Here is a 23,047-nt window from a genome sequence, read left to right on the forward strand (position 1 = left end):
GCTCCTGCTATTCCTTGTGCTCCGGTTGCTCCTGTCGCTCCTACTGCTCCCGTTGCTCCTGCTATTCCTTGTGCTCCGGTTGCTCCTGTCGCTCCTACTGCTCCCGTTGCTCCTGCTATTCCTTGTGCTCCGGTTGCTCCTGTCGCTCCTACTGCTCCCGTTGCTCCTGCTATTCCTTGTGCTCCGGTTGCTCCTGTCGCTCCTACTGCTCCCGTTGCTCCTGCTATTCCTTGTGCTCCGGTTGCTCCTGTCGCTCCTACTGCTCCCGTTGCTCCTGCTATTCCTTGTGCTCCGGTTGCTCCTGTCGCTCCTACTGCTCCCGTTGCTCCTGCTATTCCTTGTGCTCCGGTTGCTCCTGTCGCTCCTACTGCTCCTACTCCTGTCGCACCTGTGGCACCTGTGGCTCCTACTGTTCCTGTCGCTCCTGTCGCTCCTGTTGCTCCTGTGGCTCCTGTGGCTCCTGCACCTGTCGCTCCTGTTGCTCCTGCAGCTCCTGTTGCACCTGTCGAGCCTGTTGCTCCTGTTGCTCCTGTTGCTCCTGTTGCTCCTGTCACTCCTGTCACTCCTGTGGGCCCTATTGGATCAAGTTCTGCAGGTACCAAGCGATGGGCTGCGGTCAAATTCCCAGCGGCATCTTTTCCCCAAGCGGAGATCTCAATAGCATCGGAGCTGGTAATGAACTTAAATTCAAACTCATCAAACTGCGCGAAATAGATTCTTTCTGCTACCTCCCCTGGGGCCATAATAAATAACTCCGAGGCATACAATGTTTTTGTAATCCCTGTCACGAAAAATCCTTCAATGAAAACGGTAGCAGCAATTGTGTCATCATTAGTGATTTTTACTGTGAACGTTGAAGTTGGTCTTACACCGGCGACCGGCGTATTTTCAATTAATCCGGTAGTTAATTCAGCCATCCTCTCGTCTCCTCACATTATTTGTAATTATTATTTTCTTGTTAAAATGGGTTAACCTCTTGTGCAACTACCCTATGGGCTGTAGTTAGATTTCCAGTTGCGTCTTTACCCCAAGCAGTGACTTCTACAGCCTCTGAGCTAACCGTAAATTGAAACTCAAAGGCATCAAATTGGGCAAAATAGCTTCTTAGGGCTACACTACCTGCTGTGAGAGTAAAAAACTCCTCTACATACTTTACTTTTGTTGTTCCACTTTGAAAAAATCCTTCAATTTGAACATCTACCGTAGAAGTATCATCATTTGATATATTTACTGAAAGTGTTGAACTTGGTCTTACACCCTCAACCGGGGTGTTTTCAAACAAACCAGTTGTTAGATCAGGCATATTTTGTTAACCTCCTAAATTATGGTTTATACATTGTATTGTACTTGTCCGATTTCCGTTACCTTCGAATTGATTAAATCCACAACTTATAAGAGTTTTTTTAGAATTCTTACTTACTGTTTCCTGTTCTGGCGCTTGCTTCGGCCACTACCAAATGAACTGAAGTAAGGTTTCCAGTAGCGTCCTTACTCCAAGCAGATACTTCTACAGCCTGTGAGCTTACAAAAAATTGAAACTCAAAGGCATTAAATGGGACAAAATAGTTTTTCAATGCCAATGATCCCGCTGTAAGAGTGAAAAACTCTTCTACATACTTCACTTTTGTCGTTCCACTCTGAAAAAATCCCTCAATTTGAATTGCTACCGTAGAAGTATCATCATTTGAAATATTTACCGAGAGAGTTGAACTCTGTCTATCGCCCTCAACAGGGCCGTTATCCAACAAACCCGTTGTTAAATAAGGCATATATTTTCTAACCTCCTAAATTATGGGTTTATTTATTGTATTGTTCATGTCCTGATTTTGTTACCTTCAATTGTACTAATGCTGGAACAATTCCCTTTGTTGGACAATACCGCTGCGCAGTGCCACTGATGAATAAAAAAGTTAAACTGATTCCATACCCGCCAAAAAATAGAACTTTCTGGAAGGTCCCTTCTTGTTCAAAAATAAAGGGGCTGTAACAAACTTCAAAATGAAGTATTGTTACAGCCCCTTTGCTTAAAAGTCAGCCTGACAAAAATTATCTAAGCATTTATCTTTGGGGAGTTTATCTGGGCAGCAGTCTTTATCTTGGATGGTAATCCATTCTTTTATTCTATGGCACCGGTCAAACTCAACAAAAATTCTCGTAGCTCCTACTATTACCTCGGAAAAGATTTCCATAAATTGTGGCGAAACTTCCCTAAAGGCTATGACTCCTGTTTTACAAAGCTGAACAACCCAGAAAATTTTATGCCGTCTAACAATAAATAAGCTATCTTCAACGAGTCCTTGACCGCCCTTCGGACAGGGACAAAAAACCCACTTTGGCTTACATTGTTTAACACATCCTTGTATCTCTAGAAGCAGCTCATCATCTGATTCTAGCCCTTGGAATTCTAGTTCTGGCATTATTTTTCCCCCTTATTTTTTTGATAGAACAGCTCTTAGTTGTCCATCTAATCCATTATATGATGAGCTTTATCAAAGTGTTCATCACCGCTGTAAGACTCCCCACTCTCTACCTTCGTTTCTTACTATACTTACCCTAGAAAAGAACAGATTTTAAATAGTCCCATTCGGGAGGGCCTCCACCCTCATAATAACGTTTTGATCGAGGATGGTATAATTCGAATAGGCCGTCACTTGACCATCTTTAATTTCTAAGACTCCGAACGATGAATAAACAGTTTTCTTGTGTACAGCGACGGTCATATCTGCTCGCATCGCTATATGATGTTCATACAACGCCCTAAAATCCAAGGTGGTTAATTCATTACCATTGACGACTAAGAAATTGTCCTCTAGATTATCCACAATTTTTAATGGGCCTGCCGTACCTAAGGGAGCGGTTTCAACAGAATAACGAATCGATAATCCCAAATGACTGCCATTTTGGAAGTAAAGCTTGATAAAATCTGCTAGATAACCTAAACACAATAATTATTTCATCAAATCCTGCCTTTTGGAGTTGATGAACCAAAATAGCCGCTATCGGTTTTTCCCCAATAGGAAACAAAGGCTTGGGTAATATTCGAGTATACGGATCTAGGCGCGAACCTCTACCACCCGCTAAAATAATGCTTTGCATACCATTCCCCTTCCCTTTTAAATTTGGTATTTCCCTATCTGAAATCGGTTCATATGGGAAGCAACCCAGGCTACCGTCTTTTTGACCCCTTCTTCCAGTGACACACGAGGTTCCCACCCGATCGTTTCTTTAGCCAAGCGATTATCTGCGAGAAGACGGTTTACCTCGCTGCGGCTCGGGCGAACTCGTGCCTCGTCTACGACAATTTTTGCCGTACTCTGGATCGTATTTATTATAATTTGGGCTAATTGTCCAATCGAAATTTCCCTTCCTGAACCAATATTTATTACCTTACCCAACCCCTCTAGGCTCTGCGCTGCTTTAATAAATCCCTCCGCCGTATCCGTGACAAAGGTAAAGTCACGCAGGGTATCTGTGTTTCCAAGACGTATTTCTTCACAGGCTAAGGCCTGAGTTATCAGTGTCGGTATGACGGCCCGGGCAGATTGACGTGGTCCATAACAGTTAAATGGTCTTACTGTGACAACCGGTAAATCATAGGAAGCATAAAAGCTTTCGGCTAACTTATCTGCCCCGATTTTGCTGGCAGAATAAGGGGACTGACCCTGAAGAGGGTGAGACTCGTCAATCGGAACATAGCGTGCCGACCCATATACTTCACTTGTTGAAGTGTGTACGATTCGCTCCACTCCATGATCCCGGGCAGCTGTCAACACATTGAACGTCCCTAAAATATTTGTTTCCACAACCTCGCGAGGGTTTTTATAGGAATACGGGATCCCCACCAAAGCACCTAGGTGAAAAACAGCGTCACATCCTTTGACCGTTCGTTCGATCACATCCGCATCACGTAAGTCTCCTGCGATTATTTCGATCTGTTCCAGTAATCCGGGCTCTAAATCTTCTAGGTTCCCACGACCATCTCTGGAATTATATCTAATAAATACTCGCACCTTCGCTCCTGCTTTGACTAAGGTCTCTGTCAGGTGACTGCCAATAAATCCACCCGCACCAGTGACCAAAACCTGTTTTTGCTCCCACATTACGGTCTCCCATCCCCTCTGTTGCAATAATTACTATATCTTATGTCAGTTTTTGTCTATCTGACACCGTTGCTTCTTCCTCCCCCTATCTCCTCACTTGCTCCAAGCAGCTCAAATATCTCGGCGCAAGCCGACCCCACTCAAACCTCATCGCATTCTCACGCCCCTTGACTGAGAGAGATCTTAGCAGGGATGGGTTATCAAGTGCGCTGGCTAAAGCCACTGACAGCTGCGCAATATTACCTGCCTCAAAGGTTAACGCGCAGGCGTTTGACCCAACTTCTGCGAGTCCCCCAGCATTGGACGCTATAATCGGCGTCCCCATCGCCATTCCCTCTAAGGCCACCAATCCATAGGCCTCACGTCGGCTGGGAACAACGAGACTTGTCGCACGAGCCATCCATCTCCTTACCTCTGCATTCGTCACCCGACCATAAAATTGAACATAAGCCCCTAGCTTCAGTGACCGAGCAAGCTGCTTCAAGAACCCCTCATAGGAGTCTGTTCCCTTACCGACAATATTTAAATGAATTTGCCGACCACTTTGTTGCATGATTGACATGGCCTTGATCAGATCTTCAATCCCTTTATAATCCAGCAATCTTCCGACATACAGAAACCCATTCGTGTTCCCTTGTTGCCAGCGTTCCGAAGGTATGGTGATACCGAGAGGTAAGACCTCCGTTTTAGGAAGGTATTCCGGGAAACGACTTGCCAAATACTTTCTTTCGCTCTGACTTATGAGGTGAATGCGTTGAGAACGCATGAGAAGCTCTTCCTGTATCTTAAATTGTGCTTGTAAATCGGGCTCTGATCGGTCTCCTAACTCTTTGCGCAAAAAAGAATAAACTGAATAGAAGATTGGTATAACTCCTTGGGACAGGGTATACGCCAAGGGTGTAAAATTAATGGCATGGCTATGAATTATATCCCACGCCTGACTAAGCTCAGGAAATTCCTGACACACGACATCCACCTTGATCATTCCTAAAAAACCAAAGTAATGGCTGTTACGCGGTAACCCTAGGACTTTAATCTGTTGCCCTCGTAAAACCCAGCCCGGCACAGTCCAATCACTACGTGGTACTATCACGGTTTGTTGTACACCCACACGATCAAGCATATGCACGATTCCTGTTACCGCTGTTCCCGCACCACCAAAGCTTTCTTCTTCAAATTCATTGGTTAATGATAAGATCTTCAGAGAATCACCCCCATGAACTTACGTATCAACAGTTTCCAAGGTTGACTTCTGTAATACTCTATGCACAAGCCTTCAAACATGTTAGAGTCCTTATTTTCAAACCCCTTTAACTTTTTGAATAGCAAAAGAAGGCTGCCCGTAGCTACACGACAGACTTCTTTTGCTTTCCTATTATTCAGCTCCCATACCATTTTAATGCTTCCAGAGGACATTCACGATTGCCGCGAATGCTCCTGCCAAAGCAATAACAAAACCTGACCACCAACGACGGTCGGTTTCGAATCCTTTTTTAAATTCCTCAAATTCCTTTTTAGTAATATAGTTACCGGCTAGCAGCACTCGCATATCGTTCACGACTGCTGATACATCCTTGACAGCCTCCTTGATTTCTGCAATATCTTCCTTAATTGTTCGAGCCTCCCCCTCTTCCATATTCCACCCTCCTCTTATACAAAACAACTCTCTTTTTTGTATAATATGATCTCATTGAGCAAATGGTACTAGCCCTCTCCATTCCCCCTTAATACTTTTCGACATATCCTAATAATATGTACGATATTTTCGGTAAACGGACAACGAGGAGGTTACAAATGTCTACGATTATCTACCCTCCCTCAATCCCTTGGAGTTGGATGTTTCAGCGCCCACAACAGCTGCTAGGTCATTTTTCTGCATCTGGTCAGACGGTTCTTTACGAGGATCTCGGTAACTTTCCGAAACCGACAATCAGAAGCTTGTCAACATCCCTTCTCCTCTGCCAAGGAGCTTCTGCTTTAACTGTTCCCCATTCACGACCACGCATCCTTTGGTTGACGGTTCCCTCTCATATTAATAGTATTCAAAACTATAACCCTAATCTTGTTATCTACGATGCAGTGGACGAACCAAAAGAGGAATTTGCTAGTTGGGCACCCTATTATCCTGCTATCTTAGAGAAAGCACACCTGATTTTTTGTAGTAGTGGTAGTATTTATGACTATTTTGTCCATAGGCATCCTCGTGTTCATCTTGTACCAAACGGTGTTGATTTTGTCCATTTTTCTTCTCACCCGAAAGATCGCCCGATTGATCTTCCCTCTGGCAAACCCATCATAGGTTATAGTGGCGCAATAGCCCCCTGGGTGGATTGGGAATTGCTTAAATTTGTTGTCCAAGAGAACCCAGAATTTAACTTTGTTTTTCTTGGTGCCCTTTTTCAACTTAATAAGTTTCCTATTAAATATAAAAACGTTTTTTATTTGGGTTTAAAATCATATCACCAACTCCCAGCCTATCTCCATCACTTCGATGTTGGACTCATTCCCTTCCTTCAAACTGAAATGACGAAAGGGTGCAACCCCATCAAACTCTATGAATACTATGCGGCTGGAATCCGTGTTCTAGGGACTCCACTCCCTGAGCTCCTGACCATTCCAAACATCAATCTTGAGTGTAACCCCTACCTATTCTCTCTCCGTTTACGTCATCTCTTAGCATGTGATGATACCAACAGAGCAGAAAGAATGGCTTATGCTCTTGCAAACGACTGGAGCGAACGGGCAGGCAGGATGCTGCAGCAAATAATTTCATAGAGTATAGAAATTAAAAATAGCGTGTAACACCCTATACTTCGAGCGAATAGTATACGTTGAAAGTCCTTAGTTCTTACCATTTATCGAATCAAAAAAGGGGGGAATACACACATGCTATTTGAAACCCATGCTTGGGTAACACTCGACAATGCAGTCGCCATATATAATGTATACAGCGATGTGCTAGTCGCTACCATTCCCGTGGGGATCGCACCCGCTTTCCCGAAACGCACGCCGGATGGTACAAAGGTCTTAGTTCCTAATTTTGGTAGTAACACTGTCTCCGTCATCTGCACAGCTGGAAATCTTGTCTTAGCTACGATCCCTGTTGGTCTAGCACCTACTTCAGTAGCAATTGATCCAACTAGTACTACAGCTTATGTGACAAACTCTGGAAGTGGAACCGTTTCAGTCATTAGCATTCCAACCCATACCGTAGTAAGTACCATTACTGTTGGTACAGGACCTATCGATGTTACAATTGCCCGTGATGGCAGCCGTATCTACGTAAGCAATGGAGGTAGCAATTCAGTCTCTGTGATCAATCCAGTCACCAATACCGTTGTCACTACGATCCCAGTCGGTACTTCACCCAACGGACTAGCCGTTAGCTTGGACAATACAAAACTCTTTGTTGTCAACAGCGGCAGTAATAACGTCAGTGTCATAAATATCGCCACAAATGCACTCTTGAGCCTAATCCCAGTCGGCTCAAATCCACAAAAAATTGCAGCAAACCCAGTGAATCCAGTCTTTATGTATGTGAGCAACTTCGGTTCTAACAGCGTCAGCGTAATCTCGACTACCGGACTTAACGTGATAACCACAATTCCTGTTGGAATTAACCCTCTAGGCTTAGATGTGACCGGGGATGGCACACAGTTATGGGTTGCCAACGAAGGAGATAGCTCTATAAGCATCATAAATACACTCACCAATACCATCGCAGCCGCGCTACCGACTTCCTTCCCTCCACGGGGTGTTACAGTGGGCAGAGTCGGATCTGCTTTGTCACCCAGTGACCCCATCGATTTGACAGACCCCTATCAACTCGAGGAAATTACCGAATCTGTCTGCATCATCGTTGAAAAAGTCTACGCTAGCTGCTTACAAAGGGAATGCTTCCCAGCCTTCATAGTGACCCTACCCACTGGCGTACCGCCGTTCACCTTTATCAGCATGACTTTCTCTACAGGTGTGATCGTTCCTGGTAGTGTCGTCATCACTCCCATCCCAGCTCGCCCCAATTTCTCGAGAGTACAGTTCACGATTCAGATCCCTTATTCGCTAACCTTACGAGATTCCACTGGGACCTTATTTACAGTCACAGGGAACCTGCCAGATATCAACAAAGATATTGTGATGTACTTCCCGCCAACTCGGCCAGAATTCGACTTTAACCTGAGAGTTGAAACAAGAACCGAAGTATTAACCAGCCCATTGTTCACGTTAACTACGATTCAGCTCGCTATCGGCAGCTTCGTAATCACAAAAGTGACCGGTTTAGTTCAACTTCTTATTCCGGCCTTCGGATTCTGCCCAGAACCTCCACTCTGCGAGGAATTCCCTGATATCCCAGAAAATCCTTGCCTTAATTTCTTTGACACAACTCTCACTCCATTCCCCAGTGATTTCTTCCCACCACAGCAGGATACTTGTCGATAACCCTTTATCATGTAGTTGTACCCCCTCTTATGTCATAAATCGTTGCCCTTCTAAGCAGAAAGGGCCGTCCTCACGGCCCTTTCTTTGCACTGAACTGTATCACATGGGTACGATGACAGAAAGGAAGTGATCGTATTGGCCCTCCTAACTCGAACCATTTTAACCTCTCTTATCCTGACCTATGAGAATAACTCTTCATATTTGCAAATCGATCCCCAGGGATGTGCCCTATTCAGAGAAAACAATCCGGAACCCGTCTATCGAATCCAAGAACCTCTGCTTTTAGCCCATGGGATCATGACTGATTCTAAAACTACTCATCTTGTCTTACTCAAAACAAATGGAGATCTGTGTTACACTCTTATTTCTGGAACGGGGACACCTCAGACGACGATAATCGCCAAACTAGACGTGCGTGGAACTCGATACCGCCGACTTTTTCTGTTTCCGCAAGGTAAGATAATACATATCTTTTACGCATCGACTCATCAATCCATACCTGGACTGTGGCGTATCCATCATCGTGTTTGGAACGGTACCTCCTGGCAGAGTACGCATATGGGCGAAGTAGTTCACCCTCGAGAACCCCTTTATCACGTTAACTTGGATAGTCAAGGAAACCTACACTTCTTAACTATAACCTTCCAAGGTCGATATTCTCTGCTCTTTACAAACCGTTTTAACGGAACATTCCATATCTGGGGCTCTCCCACTGAAACTCTAAGAATTTCAGGTGAAGTCATCGATATGACCACACTCATGACATCAGATAACGGTCATCATCTCTATTGGGTCGTAAAAACTTCCAGTGGGCAGTATGAACTGCGCTCTGCGCAACAGATGGATGCCCATGAGCTAGCCAGTGCTTGGCATCCATCACCTGCCCCCATCAAAACCTTCAACACTCCTATTAAAAACATTGGGGCTTTAGAAATAAACGGGATTCTTTGGCTTCTTGCCTATACAGGAGAAGAGAACCTTATGCAAAATGATGGAAGTGGATGGAAACTAGTTTCTTCGCATACCCCTTTCCGCCAGCTCGTACAATGGGTGCATAAAGGCAGAAGGAATTTTCATCAAACTTACTGGTTAGAGGATCAAAGGGTGAGACATGCACCGGCGTTTCACCACGAATTAGGCTTTAGTATTCATCAGCAGACCCCTTCGCCCACTCCATACAAAACCGTTCCCGCCCAGACTTTTCAACCCGTTCCTCCCCCTGTACCTGCTTTCTATCCCGAGCAACTACCTTCCCATTGCGACCCTCTTTCGGCTGCTTCTGTCATGGAGAATATTTGCAAGGCCATCCCCTCAAAAATTACCCCACTTGAATCAAATACCCCAAACCTTGATGTAGTAACAAAAAATCCAGTTGCTGATTCAGAGGATATCTCCGTAACATCCACTACCTTTGAAGTACTCGAGCTAATCCAAGCATCTGAAACTACTGAAGGCCTTGAAGCACCAGAGGCCCTAGAAGTGCCCGATCCCCTTATAGTACCTGAATCCCTTGTAGTACTTGAAACTCCTCAAGTATCTGAAAAACCTACGGAGAAGGTCCTCCAGCCCTTGCCTGTAAAAGAAAACGAAGAACTCCAATCTTTAATCAAAACGGTCGCCCATCTCGAACAAGAAAACTCTCTTCTCAGCCTTGCTGTTCAAGACATGCTCTCCAAGTTTGATCAAATCATAGGAGTTATCTCAGAAAATGCTCTTCAAGTCAGACAAGAAGCCGATCTCCTGCCTTTTGATGAACTGGAACCAGTCAAGGAAGCCATGTCCCATCTCGAAAAAGAAACTCAAAGTCTATCCCAAGTTCTTCAAGTCATGCTGGTTAAACAAGAGGAGCGTGACACTTCACTCGAGAAACTGGAGACTCAAATTTGTCAACTTCAATCGGAAAAAGACGATGTGAAAAATAAAGGGGGTTTTTGGAACAAATGGCTCACCTAGATTTAAACACCAATCTTGCCGATATTCTGAGCAAGTATCCACAGACAGCCAAAGTTTTTCGAAAGTTCGGTATTTTGACATCTGGTTGAGGGGCCAAAAGCATACTCAATATGAGCGTGGAGCAGGCTGCTCAACGATACTATATTAACTCGGCAACCCTCATTAAAACTTTAGAATTTGCGATTGAACAAACAAACCATCAATGGAGACACTATGAATGAACGTTCTGTTTTTGAATGATTCCTCCTTGTTGTGTCAGGGATTGGCCTCGGGTTTTTCTCCGCTGGACGACATCCGTTATATCCCAGTCCATCAATCCGGTTGGGAAGACCGTTTGACCACTTTGCTAAAGGCTTGGAAGCCCAAGTTTGCCTTAGCTGAAGGTGTTTCGATTTCTACAGTAGCTCTAAAATTATTTCCTCTTTTACGACGTCATGCACTCCCCCTCGTCTATTGGGCTATTGATGATCCCCCAGACTGGCGTCGTATGTCCCGTCCTCTGGCACGCGGAGCTAGTCTGGTTCTTACTCCCGCGGGCGAATGTCTTCCCCTTTATCGGCGAGAGAAACTACGCGCCTTGTTTTTTCATTTTGCCTGCAATCCATCCTTTCATCATCCTTCCGAACCGTCGCTGGAGTATACTTGCGACTTACTTCTCGTTGCCAATTACTATACCTCGTATCCTCAACGGAAAGTTGGGCTAGAGACAATCCTTACTCCCTTGCTCTCAGGATCGTTCCATTTGAAAGTTTTCGGTAATGAACACTGGCTGGCGAATACAGATCATTACACCTTAGGTTCCGGAATATATCAAGGATATTTACCCTACGACCAATTACCGTACGCCTATTCCTCGGCCAAGATCGTTCTAGGCTTACACTCTGTGATCGACTCTCCCACGATGATGAGCATGCGAACCTTTGAAGCCTTAGGTTGTCGAGCCTTTTTCCTGACGCATTGGTCCCCAGCCATTGAAAATACGTTTAAAAACCATGTGCATCTCGTCTGGAGCCGTCATCCAGATGAGACGATTGAACTTGTGCGTTTTTATCTTAACCGTGAGGACCTCCGTCATAAAATTGCTCGCCAAGGCCAAGAAGAAGTCTACCGCAACCATACTTATCAACACCGCATCCAAGCTATCCGTCAAGCTCTCGAAAGGTTATAGACCTCGAACTTCCTAATCTTTTTCATGCCGTTTGACAAATCCCTTTAATGAGTATCTTTGGGGAGGATTCTATATGAAAGTGCTTTTCCAAGCTCGCCCGGACTTCATGAAAACCCCTGCTGGCGATACTGTGCAGATGGTATCGACCGGGCAAGAGCTAAAAAAACTCGGCGTTGAAGTGCATCTTTCCACTGATCCTAATCTTGATCTGTCTCCCTATGACTTAGTTCATATTTTCAATATCACCCGTATTAAAGAGAGTTATCTGTTCTTTCTCAATGCCCAAAAGCAAAGAAAAAGGATTGTCATTTCTACAATTTATTGGCCTCCAAATGCTTACTTTAAGCGGGAAGGTGCAAGTCCCAATGCCCTAGCAGTCTGGAAACATATGCAACCCATGCGAGCTCGCCTCGTGGGGGAATGTGATCTCTTACTCCCCAATAGTCAAATTGAAATGGACGTTCTCCGACAGGACTTTCTCAAATCTTCTTCTCATCAAGTGGTTCCGAATGGGTTTCCAGATACATTCATCGGCGCAACCCCTCAGCTATTCCGGGAACAGTTCCCTGATCTTCCCCAAGAATTTGTGCTCTGTGCAGCCAGGATATCTCCAAGGAAAAACCAACTTTGGTTGGCAAAGGTCTGTCATGACCTTGATCTTTCTCTCGTTCTCTTGGGGCCTGTTAATGATTTAAATTATTATAAAAGTTTGACATCTTATTCAAACATCACCCATATTGGCACTCTGCAGGGTGCACTTCTTGCTTCGGCTTATTCGGCTGCCAAAGTACATGCATTACCCAGTTGGTTTGAAACCCCAGGCTTGTCGAGCTTAGAGGCTGGAGCGTGCGGTACCATTGTAATCTCAACAGACCAAGGAAGTCCTAAGGAATATTTCCGGGATATGGCCCTTTATGTGCACCCACAAGATGACCTAAGCTTACATATTGCCCTTGAACAATCCTTCAATGCCTCCCCCCTGCCCTTAATGCAGCACATACACAACCATTATCCTTGGTCCAAAGTTGCAGAGATTACATTGGAAGCTTATAAAACAGTCATCGAGTAGATATAGTATACCTAATGTAAGAACGGAGGAATTTCTCCCTCCCTTTATTAAAACAGGTCGCCGTGATGCTCGGTGATTAAGCCTACTACGCAAAAATACAGGGAAGGATTTCTCCCTCCCTTTTGCTAAAACAAGTCGCCGTGATGCTCGGTGGTTAGCCCTACTGCACAGGCATATCTCAAAAAACTATTGACACTAGCAATCACGATACGAAGATCGACCGTTAAAAGTTCAATGCCAACTAGTGAAACTCTTACATAACCGTCAATGACTACTCCTTTTTCTAGAATACGATCAACAACTTCTGCTAAGCTTGAGGAATCGACATCCTTTTTCATGCATTTTCCCTCCTCTCCCTATCCTACCATATCATATGTAAGGTGGAGGACAAGGGTGATTGAAAATCTTATCGGATAAAACTAAAAATAACAGGGAAGGCTTTCACCCTCCCTGTTTACTCAATAATTCAAACTCGGTATTTAGGTCTATTTATAATTGGCTCTATTTCTTTTTCGGCTTTTGAGCTAACTTTCTCAACCTTATCTGGCTGAATTAAAACTGGTTCTGTATTTGCAGTAATCGCTTGTTGTTCAGATACTCGCGCACGTGACGAAAGATAAGGATCATGCGCCCACCAGTCAATCCCCATTTCTTTAGCTTTATCCACAGAAGCTACAAGCAACCGTATTTTGATATTTATTAGTTCAACATCCGCCAAAGATATTTTTATATCCCCGGCGATCACGATTCCCTTATCTAAGATGCGTTCTAAGAGATCTCCTAAACCACTACTGTTATTCGAATGTTGAATTGCCACACTCCTTCCCCCTTCCTACATAAGCTTTCCCAAAGGTCCAAGATCTAGGTTTAAATCTTCCTCTTTTAGTCCAAAGATCTCGCGCATTTCAATCATTTTGTTTTCCAATTTTAGAAAGGTTTCCCCCATTTCCTCTATTTCCCCTTCCGTTAATGTCCCTCCATCAATGCGCCGCAATGCTTCGTGTTCCATAACTCTCCTTAATAATTCCACCAAACTAAGTACAAGTTTTGCAAGTCCCTGATCCGCATTATCTTGATTAGCATTAACACGACCTACCTTGCTTTGCCCTTCAAAATCTATAATGCGCTCGGCAACCTTAATACCGGATTCGTCATCCTCAATCATGAGGTAACCCTCCTATTCTCCATGTCAAAGATTCGCGAATAAGAAAACTCTCCGGCTTTAGAGAAAATGAACTGAAATGAAAGGGGGGCCACGGTCCCGTCCATTCATCTGTAATATCAACTTCCTCTAAAAGGGTTTTTAATTCGTTGATAAATTCTTGGTTGAAGGTATTAGGCACTAAAAACCCCAAATTAATTCCGGCTCCCCGAGTTTGAGGGATTTCAGACCAATAGTCCTTAATCCACGGGGTTAACCGTAAGCAAAAATGTGAGATAACCTCTCGGGCCTGCAGCACTTCCTTTTCTATCAATTGATGCCATACCCTCATCCGATCAAGATAATCCTTCCCGCTTTGCACATTCTCTCTCAATGATGAATAAGATAAATGAGCGAATTCCTGATTCCTTTGTAGAATAGTCAAACAATACTCCGAACACCCCTCCACTTTGTCAAAACACAGATCCAATTCTGTTTTATAAGTCAATAAAAGCTCAGCCAAGTGAACCTCATCCGAAACACTCACACCGGACTGTATCGGTAGCACAGTTAACTGAAGGCGTCGGATTTGTTCAAACCACTCCAACATAGCCAATAGAAAATCCTTCTTCGTCTTGAATATCTCCATTGGGGACTTACACCAAATTACACTGTTCTCTCCCACAGTTGTTAATTCAGTCGACAACGGTGGTTCACTAGGTAGATCGGTACAATTACGAATAAAACCCAAGAGATAAGGCTGTTTCATAAATTCACGTCTTTCTTCAAAGGTTTCTCTTCGAGCATCGTCTGTACCGATGTGAGAACGAGTTTTAAATTCAAATAAACTAAATCAACATTGCCACAGCTAAGAATAAGATCACCGGAAATAACGACTCCTTTATCAAGCAATTTCTCCACGACATCAAGTAGCGTAACTTGTTTTGAATTTGCAATATCACCCACCCATAGTTGCCTCCTCATTAGTTAACCTTGAAAAGTGATAGGGCGGCCAAGGACCGGATACCTCTAAAATAAACCCTAGCGGATCACCCTTTTCGTCAAATTCCACCAACTTTTTATCCCATTCTTCATGACGTTCCTTACTTAATAAAGCTTGAACCGCAAAAACAACCTGTTGTCCCTCCGGCGCAACAACTCCAGCCTTATCTAGGAGGATGACTTCCGCGATATTATTTAAATCTTGGTAGAGAGATTCCCCATAGTCATCCAAAACTCGTTCCATTTCTTCTGCTATCTTTTTCTCCCATTGGCGTTTCTGAAAATACCCCCCTCCGCCTTGTTCCCCTGAATAGGGTTGCTCTTCATGAAGTTTTTCTAAAAGCCGTTTATGATTGACAATAAGTTTAACATGCATCTCCTTATGGCCGCCTAGCCTTTGCAAATTGCCTTGTATTATCTCGGCGTTGAGGGCTAATTGTTGTTTTATATTTTCCTCATCGGTAAAGATTGTACAAAATGGCAGGGGGATGACCGACCTACCCTCCATGACTATTAATAAAGTTTCTTCGTGACGCCGCGCATGACTCTCTACCCAGGCCATATCCTCCAAATAAAGATGGAGTGACTCTTCATTGTACTCTCTTCGAGGGACTGGGCAGACAAGCATACCCAGGTTTCCATTTTCAACAATGCGACATGGCCTGTCCTCCATGCCAAGCAAATCAACATTATCCTCTGGATTTGCTTTAATAATGCCAAACGCGTACAAAACCTCTTCATCGGTAAATGGTGTGGGATCAGCTCTACTGAAATCACACACCTTGCTAACTTGACAGGTATTATTGACCTCACTGATTAAGACTTGAGGAGCAGTGTCCTCTTTCTTCGCTTCTGAGACTTCTTGGTGCTCTGTTGTGGAAACCCCTAGACAAGACCACTCTTGAAAAAGGCCCTGGATGACAGTTTCACCTGCCTCTCTCAAACGTGCCATAATCACTTCTTCTAATTCTAAGATTACCTTGTCCTCGCATTGATGCACAAGCCTTTCTACTTTCTGTTCCCACCCTCGAGGGGACCACTTCATTCTTCTATCCCTCTTTCCTGACCCTCCATCAATCGTTCAAATAATCGTTTTTCATGTTCACGATATTCCTCTAGGGTAATTTCTTTATTTTCTAGCATATACTGCCGTTGGCTGAGTTCTCGCCGTATGGCTTCAGGGCTATAGTACTCTGCTTCGGCATGTTCAATAATTTGTTTGATTGCCCAAATCGGAAATCTAAACATAATCTATCTGTCCTCCAGGCCAAGAATTATTGTACCGTTCATTATTCGTTTACAAAGTGGTGCGGTGCCCAAGGGCCTGTATATTTAAAAATCATCGTAGCAGAGTACTTTTCATAAAGAGTTCCAACGGCTTGATCAAAGTCCTCTTCCTTCTGGCGTTCGACCAAAAATACTCCATCAAAGGCTTGAAATTCATCCATTGGATCTTTGACCAACCACTCGTCAGCTAACGGACGAAGCGTTGCGAGAAATGACTTTTCTAATTCTTTACGCTCATAATCCGCAACTTCCATAGTTGCCTTGCCAAACTCTACAACATCGTAACCCTGGCCTTCCCCTCTTTCTATCGCTTTTTTCCAACGCCCTAAGCGTTTGTTTTTCATCATCGTATCTTGGAAGCTCTCTTTTTTCCACCAAACCTTAAGCTCGACTTCTATTTTGTTATCTAAATTGGTGAGAAACCTGAAATATCGTTTTTTCTCTTTTTTAAGAACCATATGAATTTCTTCTTCTTGATCAAATAAGGTCCCAAAACGCAAAGGAACTACCGTGGTGTGCTTAATAACTTGACAAAGCACTTCCGTGTAAAGACTCATACTTTCTCTCGTAGCCGTTGCCATCGAGTCATCTTCAATCTTAGCGCAGAGCATCCCAAGTTCCCCTTCTACAATGAGGCAGGGAGGCTCTTGCTTAGGGCCTAATTTCAGGGATTCAACCTCAATGGATTTTGCCCGAATAATACCGTAACCGTAATACAATCTTTCCCACCCCTTATTGAAAAAAGAAAGTCATGTCATGACACGACTTTAAAATTCTTATTCCTTGTCATCTATTTGACCAATTTCGTCTCGTTCACGCAAACCGATCCTCTTATATCCTAAAATTTCTAATTTGCCACTGACTTCTACCTCATAAAGCCCCACAACGTCATCAAGTGCTCGGCGCCGCTGATAGTCAGAATCCTCGATCGTTTCAACTTGTACAATCCAGCCGTTTTCGCGTCGCCTAACGCCAATGACATTTGCCTCTTTTTGTAGAATACTTTGGAAGAAGGTTTTTACATCATTGACTAATTGTTGGATATCCATGCTCAATCTCCTCCTTTAATTCCTCATTATCGAGGAAGAGCCTGTAAGGGTTAGCCCGATGGCGGAAGCGTATTTTAAATAGGTATCCACTGAAGCGATCACAATACGCGCTTCAATGGTTATGAGTTCAATTCCAACCAAAGAAATCCTGACAAAGGCATCAATGACAATTCCCTTATCAAGAATGCGGTCAATGACCTCCGCTAAACTACTTGACTCTACGCTTTTACTTAATGCCATGATCTGACCCCCTTCCTAACTGCCTATGACATATATATGATAGGGATCAGAAATCATGACAAAAGTTCAATATTAATGGTTTTTTCATAGCATACTTTAATGCTCAAAAATCAGTAGGTTGGTTGTGCACACGATTTTTGAGAGTCCGTTCAAGTTTTTGCAACTCCCTTTGAACGACCTTTACCCTTTCCTCTATCACCCTAACCCGTTTAGCTATCTCCGCTCGCTCAGCCTCGAGTCGATGGAGTTCTTGGTCATACACGTGCATCTGGAAGAAACTTGGTGTATGATCGCGGATTGCAGGTCGAATTAGCTTTGGCCTTAATGCTGGAGCCTGACGCATCATTTTCACTTCCTATCATCAGGGGTGTACTTATCTAATTCCTGTTCAATAAGTTGACTCAGAACAGAATCGCGTTCTCCTTTATTCTCATGAAAAATTTCCGACCCGATAACATCCATAAGAACCTGATAGAATAAGGGGTTTTCGCGGACAGGTTTTGATCCTTTCGTCGCCAAGATCGTGGCGACCATGATTGCCGCACGAATGCTGGGCTTATTAACCTCATTTCCTCGAATCCCACGAACGATATCTACAACCCGAGCCGCTTCGCGCCAAGGCAACCCTGATCGGCCTGAAACAACTGCTACCTCCGATTCTCGGTCTAGTCGTTTTATCGTAATAGTGATGACACGATCTTTCAAAGCATCCTGAAGCACGTGTACCCCTGCGTATTCTGTTGGATTACTGGTTAAAATCACTGAAAGATCAGGGTGAACGGATAATTTTGTTTCACCCTTTTGAAGCGCAGATAAATCCAAAGTCTTCTCCTGCAAGACTGAGAGTAGTACATTATTGGTTTCTGGTCTGGAACGAGTAAAGTCATCATAGACCAAAGTATGACCGTTTCTACATGCATGGGTTATTCTTCCATCATACCAAACGCTATCCATTGATTCTTCGGCCTTCCAAACAGAATGAACATAGTTATCAAGTACTTTCTTCCTGCGCATTCCTGAGTTCCCTCCGACCAGATCAGAGGGTTTATACTCATCATTGCCCTGGAGCGTAACTACCGGGCGACCCAAAAGATCTGCGATATGCATTGCCAGAGCAGTCTTCCCCGTCCCGGCCGGTCCACAAAAATGAACCGCATAACCGGCTTGGAGATAGAGCAAAGCGCGGTTCGTTAGGTCCCTAATATATGCAGTTTCAATAAATGCATCCGGCAATTGTCTTACCTCCCTGTACGCTTTCTTAACATATATCCTCCAGCTTTATGCCCGCCCTTTGATTCTTCAGGCTTTCTTAACATATACCTTCCAGCTTTATACCAGCCCTTCAATTCTTCCTCTCGCTCTCTAGCCCATGAATTCATCTCAGCAAATTGTGAGACATCATTGGCCTTCAGTAGCTGCCCTAAGGCCGCCCTTTCAACTCTATACTTATTTAACAAACCACTCGCGTCTTCCATAATCTTCTTTTGGTCCTTCATTTGATTTGCACGATCAAGATTATTCAACTTAGAGAGTTCATCCCGATCGTTTTTCACTCTTGTCCGAATTTCCGAATGGAGTGTATTCAATTCGAGCTCTCTTTGGTCAAACTCCTGACATAACACAAGCCCTAATTCGGCAAGATTCATACTCATTATTTTTTCTCCTTTCATAATAAATAAATGGGAGGGAGTTTCTCCCCCTCCCTAACAAATCTCCCAATTTAGAAATCGTGATGGAGTTCTGTTAAGCCAACTGCTGCGGCATATCTCAGCCATGTGTTAACACTCGCAATGACCACACGAGCATCGATCGCAAGCAGTTCGATACCAACAAGAGAAACCCTTACATATGCATCAATAACGATACCTTTGTCTAAAATACGATCCACTACTTCTGCTAGGCTTGAAGAATCAATGTCCTTTTTCATTCTGTTTACCTGCCTTTCTATTTTTAGAAGAAATTTTGGGGAATATCGCGAACCGAGACTTTCCACCCCTCCCCTACTCCCAATTTATGTCATCTTCAAGGAAGGTGTGCGAGCTTTTCTGCAATTAATTCTCCCTTTCCATTTTCCTTACAGATTATGTGTCACAGATACCCCCTGTTACAAAATCCAAAATTTGATATAAATCCTTACCTTGGTCAAACGGACCCAACAAAGAGTCGAATATCTAACTAGCTTAGAAGGTTATACTTATTCCATTTCTGTATCAACTTATTTGCAACTTCCTTAAAATCTGATTTTGCGGTAAAGACAACTTCATGCTCACCATGTTCATCCTTAACCTCAATGCAAAGATATTGTTCTTCTATCTCAGAATCCATAGCTATCTTTCTACCATGGTTGAATTTTTCAGGCAACTGAGATGTAATCTTGATAGAACTGATCTGGGAGAATAGAAAAACTTTCCGATTGAAGGCTATTGCATCCTTAGGATGAAAAGAAATTGCCATCGACCCTCTTTTTAATTCTGGATGACCACCGATCATTTTAATTAGTTTTGCCTTATAAGGTTTACCATACTTTTCATCGATCTCGTTAAATCCTGTGCGTACTTTCATGAGAATAATAAGTAAAACAAATAACAGAACACCACAGAAACTAACAGTAATAATACCAGACACCTCTACCTTACCTCACTTTCATATAAGATACTTACTTCAGATGAAGTTATCAAGGGACTAAGGAGTAAATTTCCAATGTGCCCAACCTAAGACTTCATGATTAGCCATCGGAAATAGTAACCTTACTCCATCTGGAGTTTAGTTGAACCTATCCAGGGGCTTAGTGCCACTTTTCTTCCTCTGAAGAAGTGGACGCAGAGTTTAGCCTTCGGATAAGCTCCGCCAGTAAAAGTCTCCTATTATCATATTGTTAAACTTAAAATTTGCTACCTAAGTGAGTATATAAGAATGCTCATCTTCATTCTTCAAGGTACCCTAAATTAGCATGGAATTTGGAGATACCAAGTAAAGGGGGCAATGTAGGTCAGCCTCCTTTACTTGGTATCTTTTATTCGATCCAATAATTTTTCAGCCATTATTCTCAGATCATTTTTTACGCGCTCTGCTTTTACACTAACATTCAGAAAATCAAGTACCCCTACAACTGTTCCGCAGTCTGCACACTGTACGAAGAGCACTGCTCGCGTCGTTCCTTCTAAATTATTGGCGTGGACAACCTCAAATTTACTACCTCCACATTTTATGCATCGGGATTGTGCCATACTCAATCACTCCCCTTATTCCGAGGTCATAACGTTTATTTCCCTATCGTCCAATCAGAAATTCTAGCTTCCCCTAGCATAATATTCACTCTATCTATAAAAAGTTTTAGATTAGTGCGTAATAAATTATTACGTGTTACGCATAATTTCAGCGGTCTTTTCCTTAACTAGGATGACGAAGGTCATTTTTAACATGATTGAGGAAGTTAAGAATATATTCCATAGTGTGGAATGATACAATTATTATGAAAAGGAAGGGATATTCTTTGCACGGAACCTATATTGGGAACCAGAAAATGCTTGTTTTTCCAGCTTGGGGCGGAGGAAAATTAATTCTTCCATCGGAGGATTTAAGCCTAATGCCCGAACTTATACAAACTGGGTTGATCGAGCCACCCCTTTCCCGGTATCTCATTAATCATGTGAAAGAGTCCTCCGTTGTGATGGATATTGGCGCTAATATTGGTTACTACACAGTCTTACTCGGTTATTTAGTTGGATTATCCGGAAAAGTTATTGCTTATGAGGCAAATCCTCAGATTTTCTCTATACTACAAGACAACGTCTCCCTTAACTATCTGTTTGATCATGTCCAAGTGATCAATAAGGCAGTTTATTCGACTAGAACAGTCTTACCCTTCCATATGTCAAGAAAATTCAATGGAAACTCCTCCATTAATAAGCACAATGAAACCTATACCAAGAACTATCCAGGGGATAGTTTCATTGAAATTCAAGTAAACGCAGAACCCCTTGATATTTATCTGAACACTGTAGAAAGAGTGGATTTAATTAAGATCGATATAGAAGGCGGAGAATATCAGTGTTTCTTGGGAATGGAGAATCTTCTTCGTAAGGGTCGAATTAAAAAGATTATATTCGAGTACAACTGGGAGATGTTGCAACAAGACGCTGAGCCATTTTATAAATTGTTAAAAATGTATTCTAACGAAGGTGCAATATATCATTCTTTTTCCCCACAGGGGGAACCAGTTTCTTTAAGTATAGGCGATTTAGCTGATCGAAGTTATCCAAATGTGTTAATGGAACTATAACATAAGGCCTATTAATTCTAAGTATCTAAAGTGAGTACTACAAAGGGATCACTGAGTATAGGCTCTGTGATCCCTTTGTAGTACTCTACATCAATTCTCTCTGGAAGATAATAATTTTCCTACAATTTTCCTTCCTTTCTCATTCATACCTGAGATTTTCAGCTTGCATGCTAGTATAAAATAAAGGAGACCGGAATTTCCGGTCTCCTTTATTTTATACTACAACTCTCCCTGGAAGAAAATATTCAGAGTAACCGCACTCGCTGCATTCACAGCACTATAGTAGACTCGCGCATACTTTAGAAAAATCGATGAAACTAAAGTAGTCAATGAGTTCTGGTTAATCGTAACAGGGCCTGCCTCATCTAACCAGTTTGTCCCATCCGGGCTGATCTGCATTTTTACCAGCGCCTGGGCATTTGCAGCTAATGAGGCGTTGACTACGCCAAAGGTCCATGTTTCGACACCTAAGACGGTATAGGTCGTATCTCCACTTCCTGCCGTATTTGTGATATTTGCACGAGTAGCGGAAACATCGGTTGTCGCACTGATCATGGCAAGTCCTGCGGATGTGATAAGCAGACCGCCGGTCGGCGGAGTTATCGCTAAACCACCTGTTGGGGGTGTGATTGCTAGCCCGGATGCCGGTGCAGTTACCGTCAAGCCATTCGTCGGGGCGGTGATTGCCAAACCCGTTGACGTAATCGCTAAACCGTTAGTCGGTGGGGTTATTGCTAAGCCACCCGTTGGAGGGGTGATCGCAAGCCCTTCTGCCGCTGCGGTTACCATCAAGCCATTCGTCGGTGCAGTGATTGCCAAACCCGTTGACGTAATCGCTAAACCGTTAGTCGGTGGGGTTATTGCTAAGCCACCCGTTGGAGGGGTAATTGCTAACCCTGATGCTGGTGCGGTTACCGTCAATCCATTCGTCGGGGCGGTGATTGCCAAGCCAGTTGACGTAATCGCTAAACCGTTAGTCGGCGGGGTGATTGCTAATCCACCTGTTGGAGGGGTAATCGCTAACCCTTCTGCCGGTGCAGTTACCGTCAAGCCATTCGTCGGGGCGGTGATTGCCAAACCCGTTGACGTAATTGTCAGGTTACCCGAGGAATCCGTGTTTAAGGCTGCATTGTTACTTCCAAATATCTTGACCTTTGCTTGATCAGGATTGTCTTGAAAAATTTTAAAATTTGCCATACCTTTACTTATCCCTTCTTTCCTAATGCAATACATATTTATCCATTACATACTACATGATATTCTCTATCTCGACGGAAAGTTTCAGTTTTAGTATGCATATATTAATGAAACGAAAA

32 protein-coding genes are annotated in these 23,047 nt (G+C 43.4%); 6 read left to right on the forward strand and 26 right to left on the reverse strand.

Translation table 11 applies throughout. The features are described 5' to 3' along the window. The 9 genes from JL57_RS02335 to JL57_RS02375 all read right to left on the reverse strand — a co-directional run. A partial coding sequence (locus JL57_RS02335) for a collagen-like protein (protein ID WP_034140453.1) occupies window positions 1-917 on the reverse strand: 917 nt, incomplete at its 3' end. Window positions 918-958: 41 nt separating this feature from the next. Continuing rightward, entirely contained in the window at window positions 959-1,303 is a 345-nt protein-coding gene (locus JL57_RS02340) for a hypothetical protein (protein ID WP_034140454.1), read from the reverse strand. A gap of 109 nt (window positions 1,304-1,412) precedes the next feature. Continuing rightward, window positions 1,413-1,769 carry a hypothetical protein gene (locus JL57_RS02345; RefSeq protein ID WP_034140455.1) on the reverse strand — a complete coding sequence of 119 codons (357 nt, stop codon included), beginning with the start codon at window positions 1,767-1,769 and terminating at the stop codon, window positions 1,413-1,415. Window positions 1,770-2,024: 255 nt separating this feature from the next. Continuing rightward, a complete protein-coding gene (locus JL57_RS02350) occupies window positions 2,025-2,417 on the reverse strand; it encodes a hypothetical protein (RefSeq protein ID WP_034140456.1) in 393 nt (130 codons plus the stop codon). A 153-nt stretch (window positions 2,418-2,570) separates the two neighbouring features. Beyond that, window positions 2,571-2,945, reverse strand: coding sequence for a sugar phosphate nucleotidyltransferase (locus JL57_RS33310; protein WP_291299605.1), 375 nt, complete (start codon window positions 2,943-2,945; stop codon window positions 2,571-2,573). Continuing rightward, window positions 2,860-3,096, reverse strand: coding sequence for a sugar phosphate nucleotidyltransferase (locus JL57_RS33315; protein ID WP_291299606.1), 237 nt, complete (start codon window positions 3,094-3,096; stop codon window positions 2,860-2,862). Before JL57_RS33315 ends, JL57_RS33310 begins: the two co-directional genes overlap by 86 nt. Before the next feature lie 17 nt (window positions 3,097-3,113). Beyond that, complete coding sequence (locus tag JL57_RS02360; protein WP_034140457.1) at window positions 3,114-4,100, reverse strand: SDR family NAD(P)-dependent oxidoreductase; 987 nt, start codon at window positions 4,098-4,100, stop codon at window positions 3,114-3,116. 85 nt (window positions 4,101-4,185) lie between these two features. Then, the gene (locus JL57_RS02365) at window positions 4,186-5,304 is read right to left on the reverse strand and encodes a glycosyltransferase family 4 protein (protein ID WP_291299612.1); all 1,119 of its coding nucleotides are present in this window, start codon (window positions 5,302-5,304) and stop codon (window positions 4,186-4,188) included. Between the two features lie 192 nt (window positions 5,305-5,496). Further along, window positions 5,497-5,736: a hypothetical protein gene (locus tag JL57_RS02375; RefSeq protein WP_034140460.1), complete on the reverse strand. Its 240-nt coding sequence runs from the start codon at window positions 5,734-5,736 to the stop codon at window positions 5,497-5,499. A gap of 158 nt (window positions 5,737-5,894) precedes the next feature. On the opposite strand from JL57_RS02375, the gene JL57_RS02380 reads away from it, so the two are divergent. From JL57_RS02380 to JL57_RS02400, 5 genes are all read left to right on the forward strand, one after another. Beyond that, the gene (locus JL57_RS02380) at window positions 5,895-6,875 is read left to right on the forward strand and encodes a glycosyltransferase family 1 protein (RefSeq protein WP_034140461.1); all 981 of its coding nucleotides are present in this window, start codon (window positions 5,895-5,897) and stop codon (window positions 6,873-6,875) included. A 111-nt stretch (window positions 6,876-6,986) separates the two neighbouring features. Further along, the gene (locus JL57_RS02385) at window positions 6,987-8,540 is read left to right on the forward strand and encodes a YncE family protein (protein WP_034140462.1); all 1,554 of its coding nucleotides are present in this window, start codon (window positions 6,987-6,989) and stop codon (window positions 8,538-8,540) included. 126 nt (window positions 8,541-8,666) lie between these two features. Next, on the forward strand, window positions 8,667-10,493 hold the full coding sequence (locus JL57_RS02390) for a hypothetical protein (protein WP_291299607.1): 1,827 nt from the start codon (window positions 8,667-8,669) through the stop codon (window positions 10,491-10,493). A gap of 217 nt (window positions 10,494-10,710) precedes the next feature. Continuing rightward, window positions 10,711-11,661, forward strand: a complete 951-nt coding sequence (locus tag JL57_RS02395) for a glycosyltransferase (protein WP_034140464.1) — start codon at window positions 10,711-10,713, stop codon at window positions 11,659-11,661. A gap of 73 nt (window positions 11,662-11,734) precedes the next feature. Continuing rightward, window positions 11,735-12,730 carry a glycosyltransferase family 4 protein gene (locus JL57_RS02400; protein ID WP_034140465.1) on the forward strand — a complete coding sequence of 332 codons (996 nt, stop codon included), beginning with the start codon at window positions 11,735-11,737 and terminating at the stop codon, window positions 12,728-12,730. A 125-nt stretch (window positions 12,731-12,855) separates the two neighbouring features. On the opposite strand, the gene gvpA is transcribed toward JL57_RS02400, so the two are convergent. From gvpA to JL57_RS02480, 16 genes are all read right to left on the reverse strand, one after another. Continuing rightward, window positions 12,856-13,068 carry a gas vesicle structural protein GvpA gene (gene gvpA, locus JL57_RS02405; protein ID WP_034140466.1) on the reverse strand — a complete coding sequence of 71 codons (213 nt, stop codon included), beginning with the start codon at window positions 13,066-13,068 and terminating at the stop codon, window positions 12,856-12,858. A 128-nt stretch (window positions 13,069-13,196) separates the two neighbouring features. Then, window positions 13,197-13,547 (reverse strand): gas vesicle protein, encoded by a 351-nt coding sequence (locus JL57_RS02410; protein WP_045691462.1) that lies wholly within the window; start codon window positions 13,545-13,547, stop codon window positions 13,197-13,199. 15 nt (window positions 13,548-13,562) lie between these two features. Beyond that, window positions 13,563-13,895: a gas vesicle protein K gene (locus tag JL57_RS02415; RefSeq protein WP_034140467.1), complete on the reverse strand. Its 333-nt coding sequence runs from the start codon at window positions 13,893-13,895 to the stop codon at window positions 13,563-13,565. Then, a complete protein-coding gene (locus JL57_RS02420; RefSeq protein WP_034140468.1) occupies window positions 13,888-14,640 on the reverse strand; it encodes a GvpL/GvpF family gas vesicle protein in 753 nt (250 codons plus the stop codon). Before JL57_RS02420 ends, JL57_RS02415 begins: the two co-directional genes overlap by 8 nt. Beyond that, entirely contained in the window at window positions 14,637-14,837 is a 201-nt protein-coding gene (locus JL57_RS02425) for a gas vesicle protein (RefSeq protein WP_034140469.1), read from the reverse strand. The genes JL57_RS02420 and JL57_RS02425 overlap by 4 nt, the downstream gene beginning before the upstream one ends. Next, a complete protein-coding gene (locus JL57_RS02430; protein WP_034140470.1) occupies window positions 14,830-15,918 on the reverse strand; it encodes a GvpL/GvpF family gas vesicle protein in 1,089 nt (362 codons plus the stop codon). The genes JL57_RS02425 and JL57_RS02430 overlap by 8 nt, the downstream gene beginning before the upstream one ends. After that, window positions 15,915-16,121 carry a gas vesicle protein GvpG gene (locus JL57_RS02435; RefSeq protein ID WP_291299608.1) on the reverse strand — a complete coding sequence of 69 codons (207 nt, stop codon included), beginning with the start codon at window positions 16,119-16,121 and terminating at the stop codon, window positions 15,915-15,917. The genes JL57_RS02430 and JL57_RS02435 overlap by 4 nt, the downstream gene beginning before the upstream one ends. 41 nt (window positions 16,122-16,162) lie before the next feature. Beyond that, window positions 16,163-16,879, reverse strand: coding sequence for a GvpL/GvpF family gas vesicle protein (locus JL57_RS02440; RefSeq protein ID WP_034140471.1), 717 nt, complete (start codon window positions 16,877-16,879; stop codon window positions 16,163-16,165). 57 nt (window positions 16,880-16,936) lie between these two features. Further along, a complete protein-coding gene (gvpO, locus tag JL57_RS02445) occupies window positions 16,937-17,209 on the reverse strand; it encodes a gas vesicle protein GvpO (RefSeq protein WP_034140472.1) in 273 nt (90 codons plus the stop codon). Window positions 17,210-17,224: 15 nt separating this feature from the next. Then, window positions 17,225-17,449 carry a gas vesicle protein GvpJ gene (gvpJ, locus tag JL57_RS02450; protein ID WP_034140473.1) on the reverse strand — a complete coding sequence of 75 codons (225 nt, stop codon included), beginning with the start codon at window positions 17,447-17,449 and terminating at the stop codon, window positions 17,225-17,227. A gap of 103 nt (window positions 17,450-17,552) precedes the next feature. Continuing rightward, on the reverse strand, window positions 17,553-17,795 hold the full coding sequence (locus JL57_RS02455) for a hypothetical protein (RefSeq protein WP_034140474.1): 243 nt from the start codon (window positions 17,793-17,795) through the stop codon (window positions 17,553-17,555). A 2-nt stretch (window positions 17,796-17,797) separates the two neighbouring features. Next, a complete protein-coding gene (gene gvpN / locus JL57_RS02460; protein WP_034140475.1) occupies window positions 17,798-18,682 on the reverse strand; it encodes a gas vesicle protein GvpN in 885 nt (294 codons plus the stop codon). Between the two features lie 5 nt (window positions 18,683-18,687). Continuing rightward, window positions 18,688-19,101, reverse strand: coding sequence for a hypothetical protein (locus JL57_RS02465; protein ID WP_291299609.1), 414 nt, complete (start codon window positions 19,099-19,101; stop codon window positions 18,688-18,690). Window positions 19,102-19,169: 68 nt separating this feature from the next. Further along, window positions 19,170-19,376, reverse strand: coding sequence for a gas vesicle protein GvpJ (gene gvpJ, locus JL57_RS02470; RefSeq protein WP_034140498.1), 207 nt, complete (start codon window positions 19,374-19,376; stop codon window positions 19,170-19,172). A gap of 248 nt (window positions 19,377-19,624) precedes the next feature. Next, on the reverse strand, window positions 19,625-20,074 hold the full coding sequence (locus JL57_RS02475) for a hypothetical protein (protein WP_034140477.1): 450 nt from the start codon (window positions 20,072-20,074) through the stop codon (window positions 19,625-19,627). A gap of 374 nt (window positions 20,075-20,448) precedes the next feature. Then, window positions 20,449-20,676, reverse strand: a complete 228-nt coding sequence (locus JL57_RS02480) for a hypothetical protein (RefSeq protein ID WP_034140478.1) — start codon at window positions 20,674-20,676, stop codon at window positions 20,449-20,451. 266 nt (window positions 20,677-20,942) lie between these two features. Here JL57_RS02480 and JL57_RS02485 point away from each other — a divergent pair, with 266 nt between their 5' ends. Next, complete coding sequence (locus JL57_RS02485) at window positions 20,943-21,731, forward strand: FkbM family methyltransferase (protein WP_034140479.1); 789 nt, start codon at window positions 20,943-20,945, stop codon at window positions 21,729-21,731. A gap of 219 nt (window positions 21,732-21,950) precedes the next feature. Here JL57_RS02485 and JL57_RS02490 read toward each other — a convergent pair whose 3' ends face one another. Beyond that, on the reverse strand, window positions 21,951-22,928 hold the full coding sequence (locus JL57_RS02490; protein ID WP_034140480.1) for a DUF6385 domain-containing protein: 978 nt from the start codon (window positions 22,926-22,928) through the stop codon (window positions 21,951-21,953). Between the last annotated feature and the right edge of the window lie 119 nt (window positions 22,929-23,047).

This window comes from Desulfosporosinus sp. BICA1-9 (genome assembly GCF_000802135.1).

Coding starts and splice junctions, on each gene's coding strand:
- JL57_RS02340 (WP_034140454.1), bottom strand. CDS start 1,303: ATGCCTGATCTAACAACTGGTTTGTTTGAAAACACCCCGGTTGAGGGT.
- JL57_RS02345 (WP_034140455.1), bottom strand. CDS start 1,769: ATGCCTTATTTAACAACGGGTTTGTTGGATAACGGCCCTGTTGAGGGC.
- JL57_RS02350 (WP_034140456.1), bottom strand. CDS start 2,417: ATGCCAGAACTAGAATTCCAAGGGCTAGAATCAGATGATGAGCTGCTT.
- JL57_RS33315 (WP_291299606.1), bottom strand. CDS start 3,096: ATGCAAAGCATTATTTTAGCGGGTGGTAGAGGTTCGCGCCTAGATCCG.
- JL57_RS02360 (WP_034140457.1), bottom strand. CDS start 4,100: ATGTGGGAGCAAAAACAGGTTTTGGTCACTGGTGCGGGTGGATTTATT.
- JL57_RS02375 (WP_034140460.1), bottom strand. CDS start 5,736: ATGGAAGAGGGGGAGGCTCGAACAATTAAGGAAGATATTGCAGAAATC.
- JL57_RS02380 (WP_034140461.1), top strand. CDS start 5,895: ATGTCTACGATTATCTACCCTCCCTCAATCCCTTGGAGTTGGATGTTT.
- JL57_RS02385 (WP_034140462.1), top strand. CDS start 6,987: ATGCTATTTGAAACCCATGCTTGGGTAACACTCGACAATGCAGTCGCC.
- JL57_RS02395 (WP_034140464.1), top strand. CDS start 10,711: ATGAACGTTCTGTTTTTGAATGATTCCTCCTTGTTGTGTCAGGGATTG.
- JL57_RS02400 (WP_034140465.1), top strand. CDS start 11,735: ATGAAAGTGCTTTTCCAAGCTCGCCCGGACTTCATGAAAACCCCTGCT.
- gvpA (WP_034140466.1), bottom strand. CDS start 13,068: ATGAAAAAGGATGTCGATTCCTCAAGCTTAGCAGAAGTTGTTGATCGT.
- JL57_RS02415 (WP_034140467.1), bottom strand. CDS start 13,895: ATGATTGAGGATGACGAATCCGGTATTAAGGTTGCCGAGCGCATTATA.
- JL57_RS02420 (WP_034140468.1), bottom strand. CDS start 14,640: ATGAAACAGCCTTATCTCTTGGGTTTTATTCGTAATTGTACCGATCTA.
- JL57_RS02430 (WP_034140470.1), bottom strand. CDS start 15,918: ATGAAGTGGTCCCCTCGAGGGTGGGAACAGAAAGTAGAAAGGCTTGTG.
- JL57_RS02435 (WP_291299608.1), bottom strand. CDS start 16,121: ATGTTTAGATTTCCGATTTGGGCAATCAAACAAATTATTGAACATGCC.
- gvpO (WP_034140472.1), bottom strand. CDS start 17,209: ATGGATATCCAACAATTAGTCAATGATGTAAAAACCTTCTTCCAAAGT.
- gvpJ (WP_034140473.1), bottom strand. CDS start 17,449: ATGGCATTAAGTAAAAGCGTAGAGTCAAGTAGTTTAGCGGAGGTCATT.
- JL57_RS02455 (WP_034140474.1), bottom strand. CDS start 17,795: ATGATGCGTCAGGCTCCAGCATTAAGGCCAAAGCTAATTCGACCTGCA.
- JL57_RS02465 (WP_291299609.1), bottom strand. CDS start 19,101: ATGAGTATGAATCTTGCCGAATTAGGGCTTGTGTTATGTCAGGAGTTT.
- gvpJ (WP_034140498.1), bottom strand. CDS start 19,376: ATGAAAAAGGACATTGATTCTTCAAGCCTAGCAGAAGTAGTGGATCGT.
- JL57_RS02480 (WP_034140478.1), bottom strand. CDS start 20,676: ATGGCACAATCCCGATGCATAAAATGTGGAGGTAGTAAATTTGAGGTT.
- JL57_RS02490 (WP_034140480.1), bottom strand. CDS start 22,928: ATGGCAAATTTTAAAATTTTTCAAGACAATCCTGATCAAGCAAAGGTC.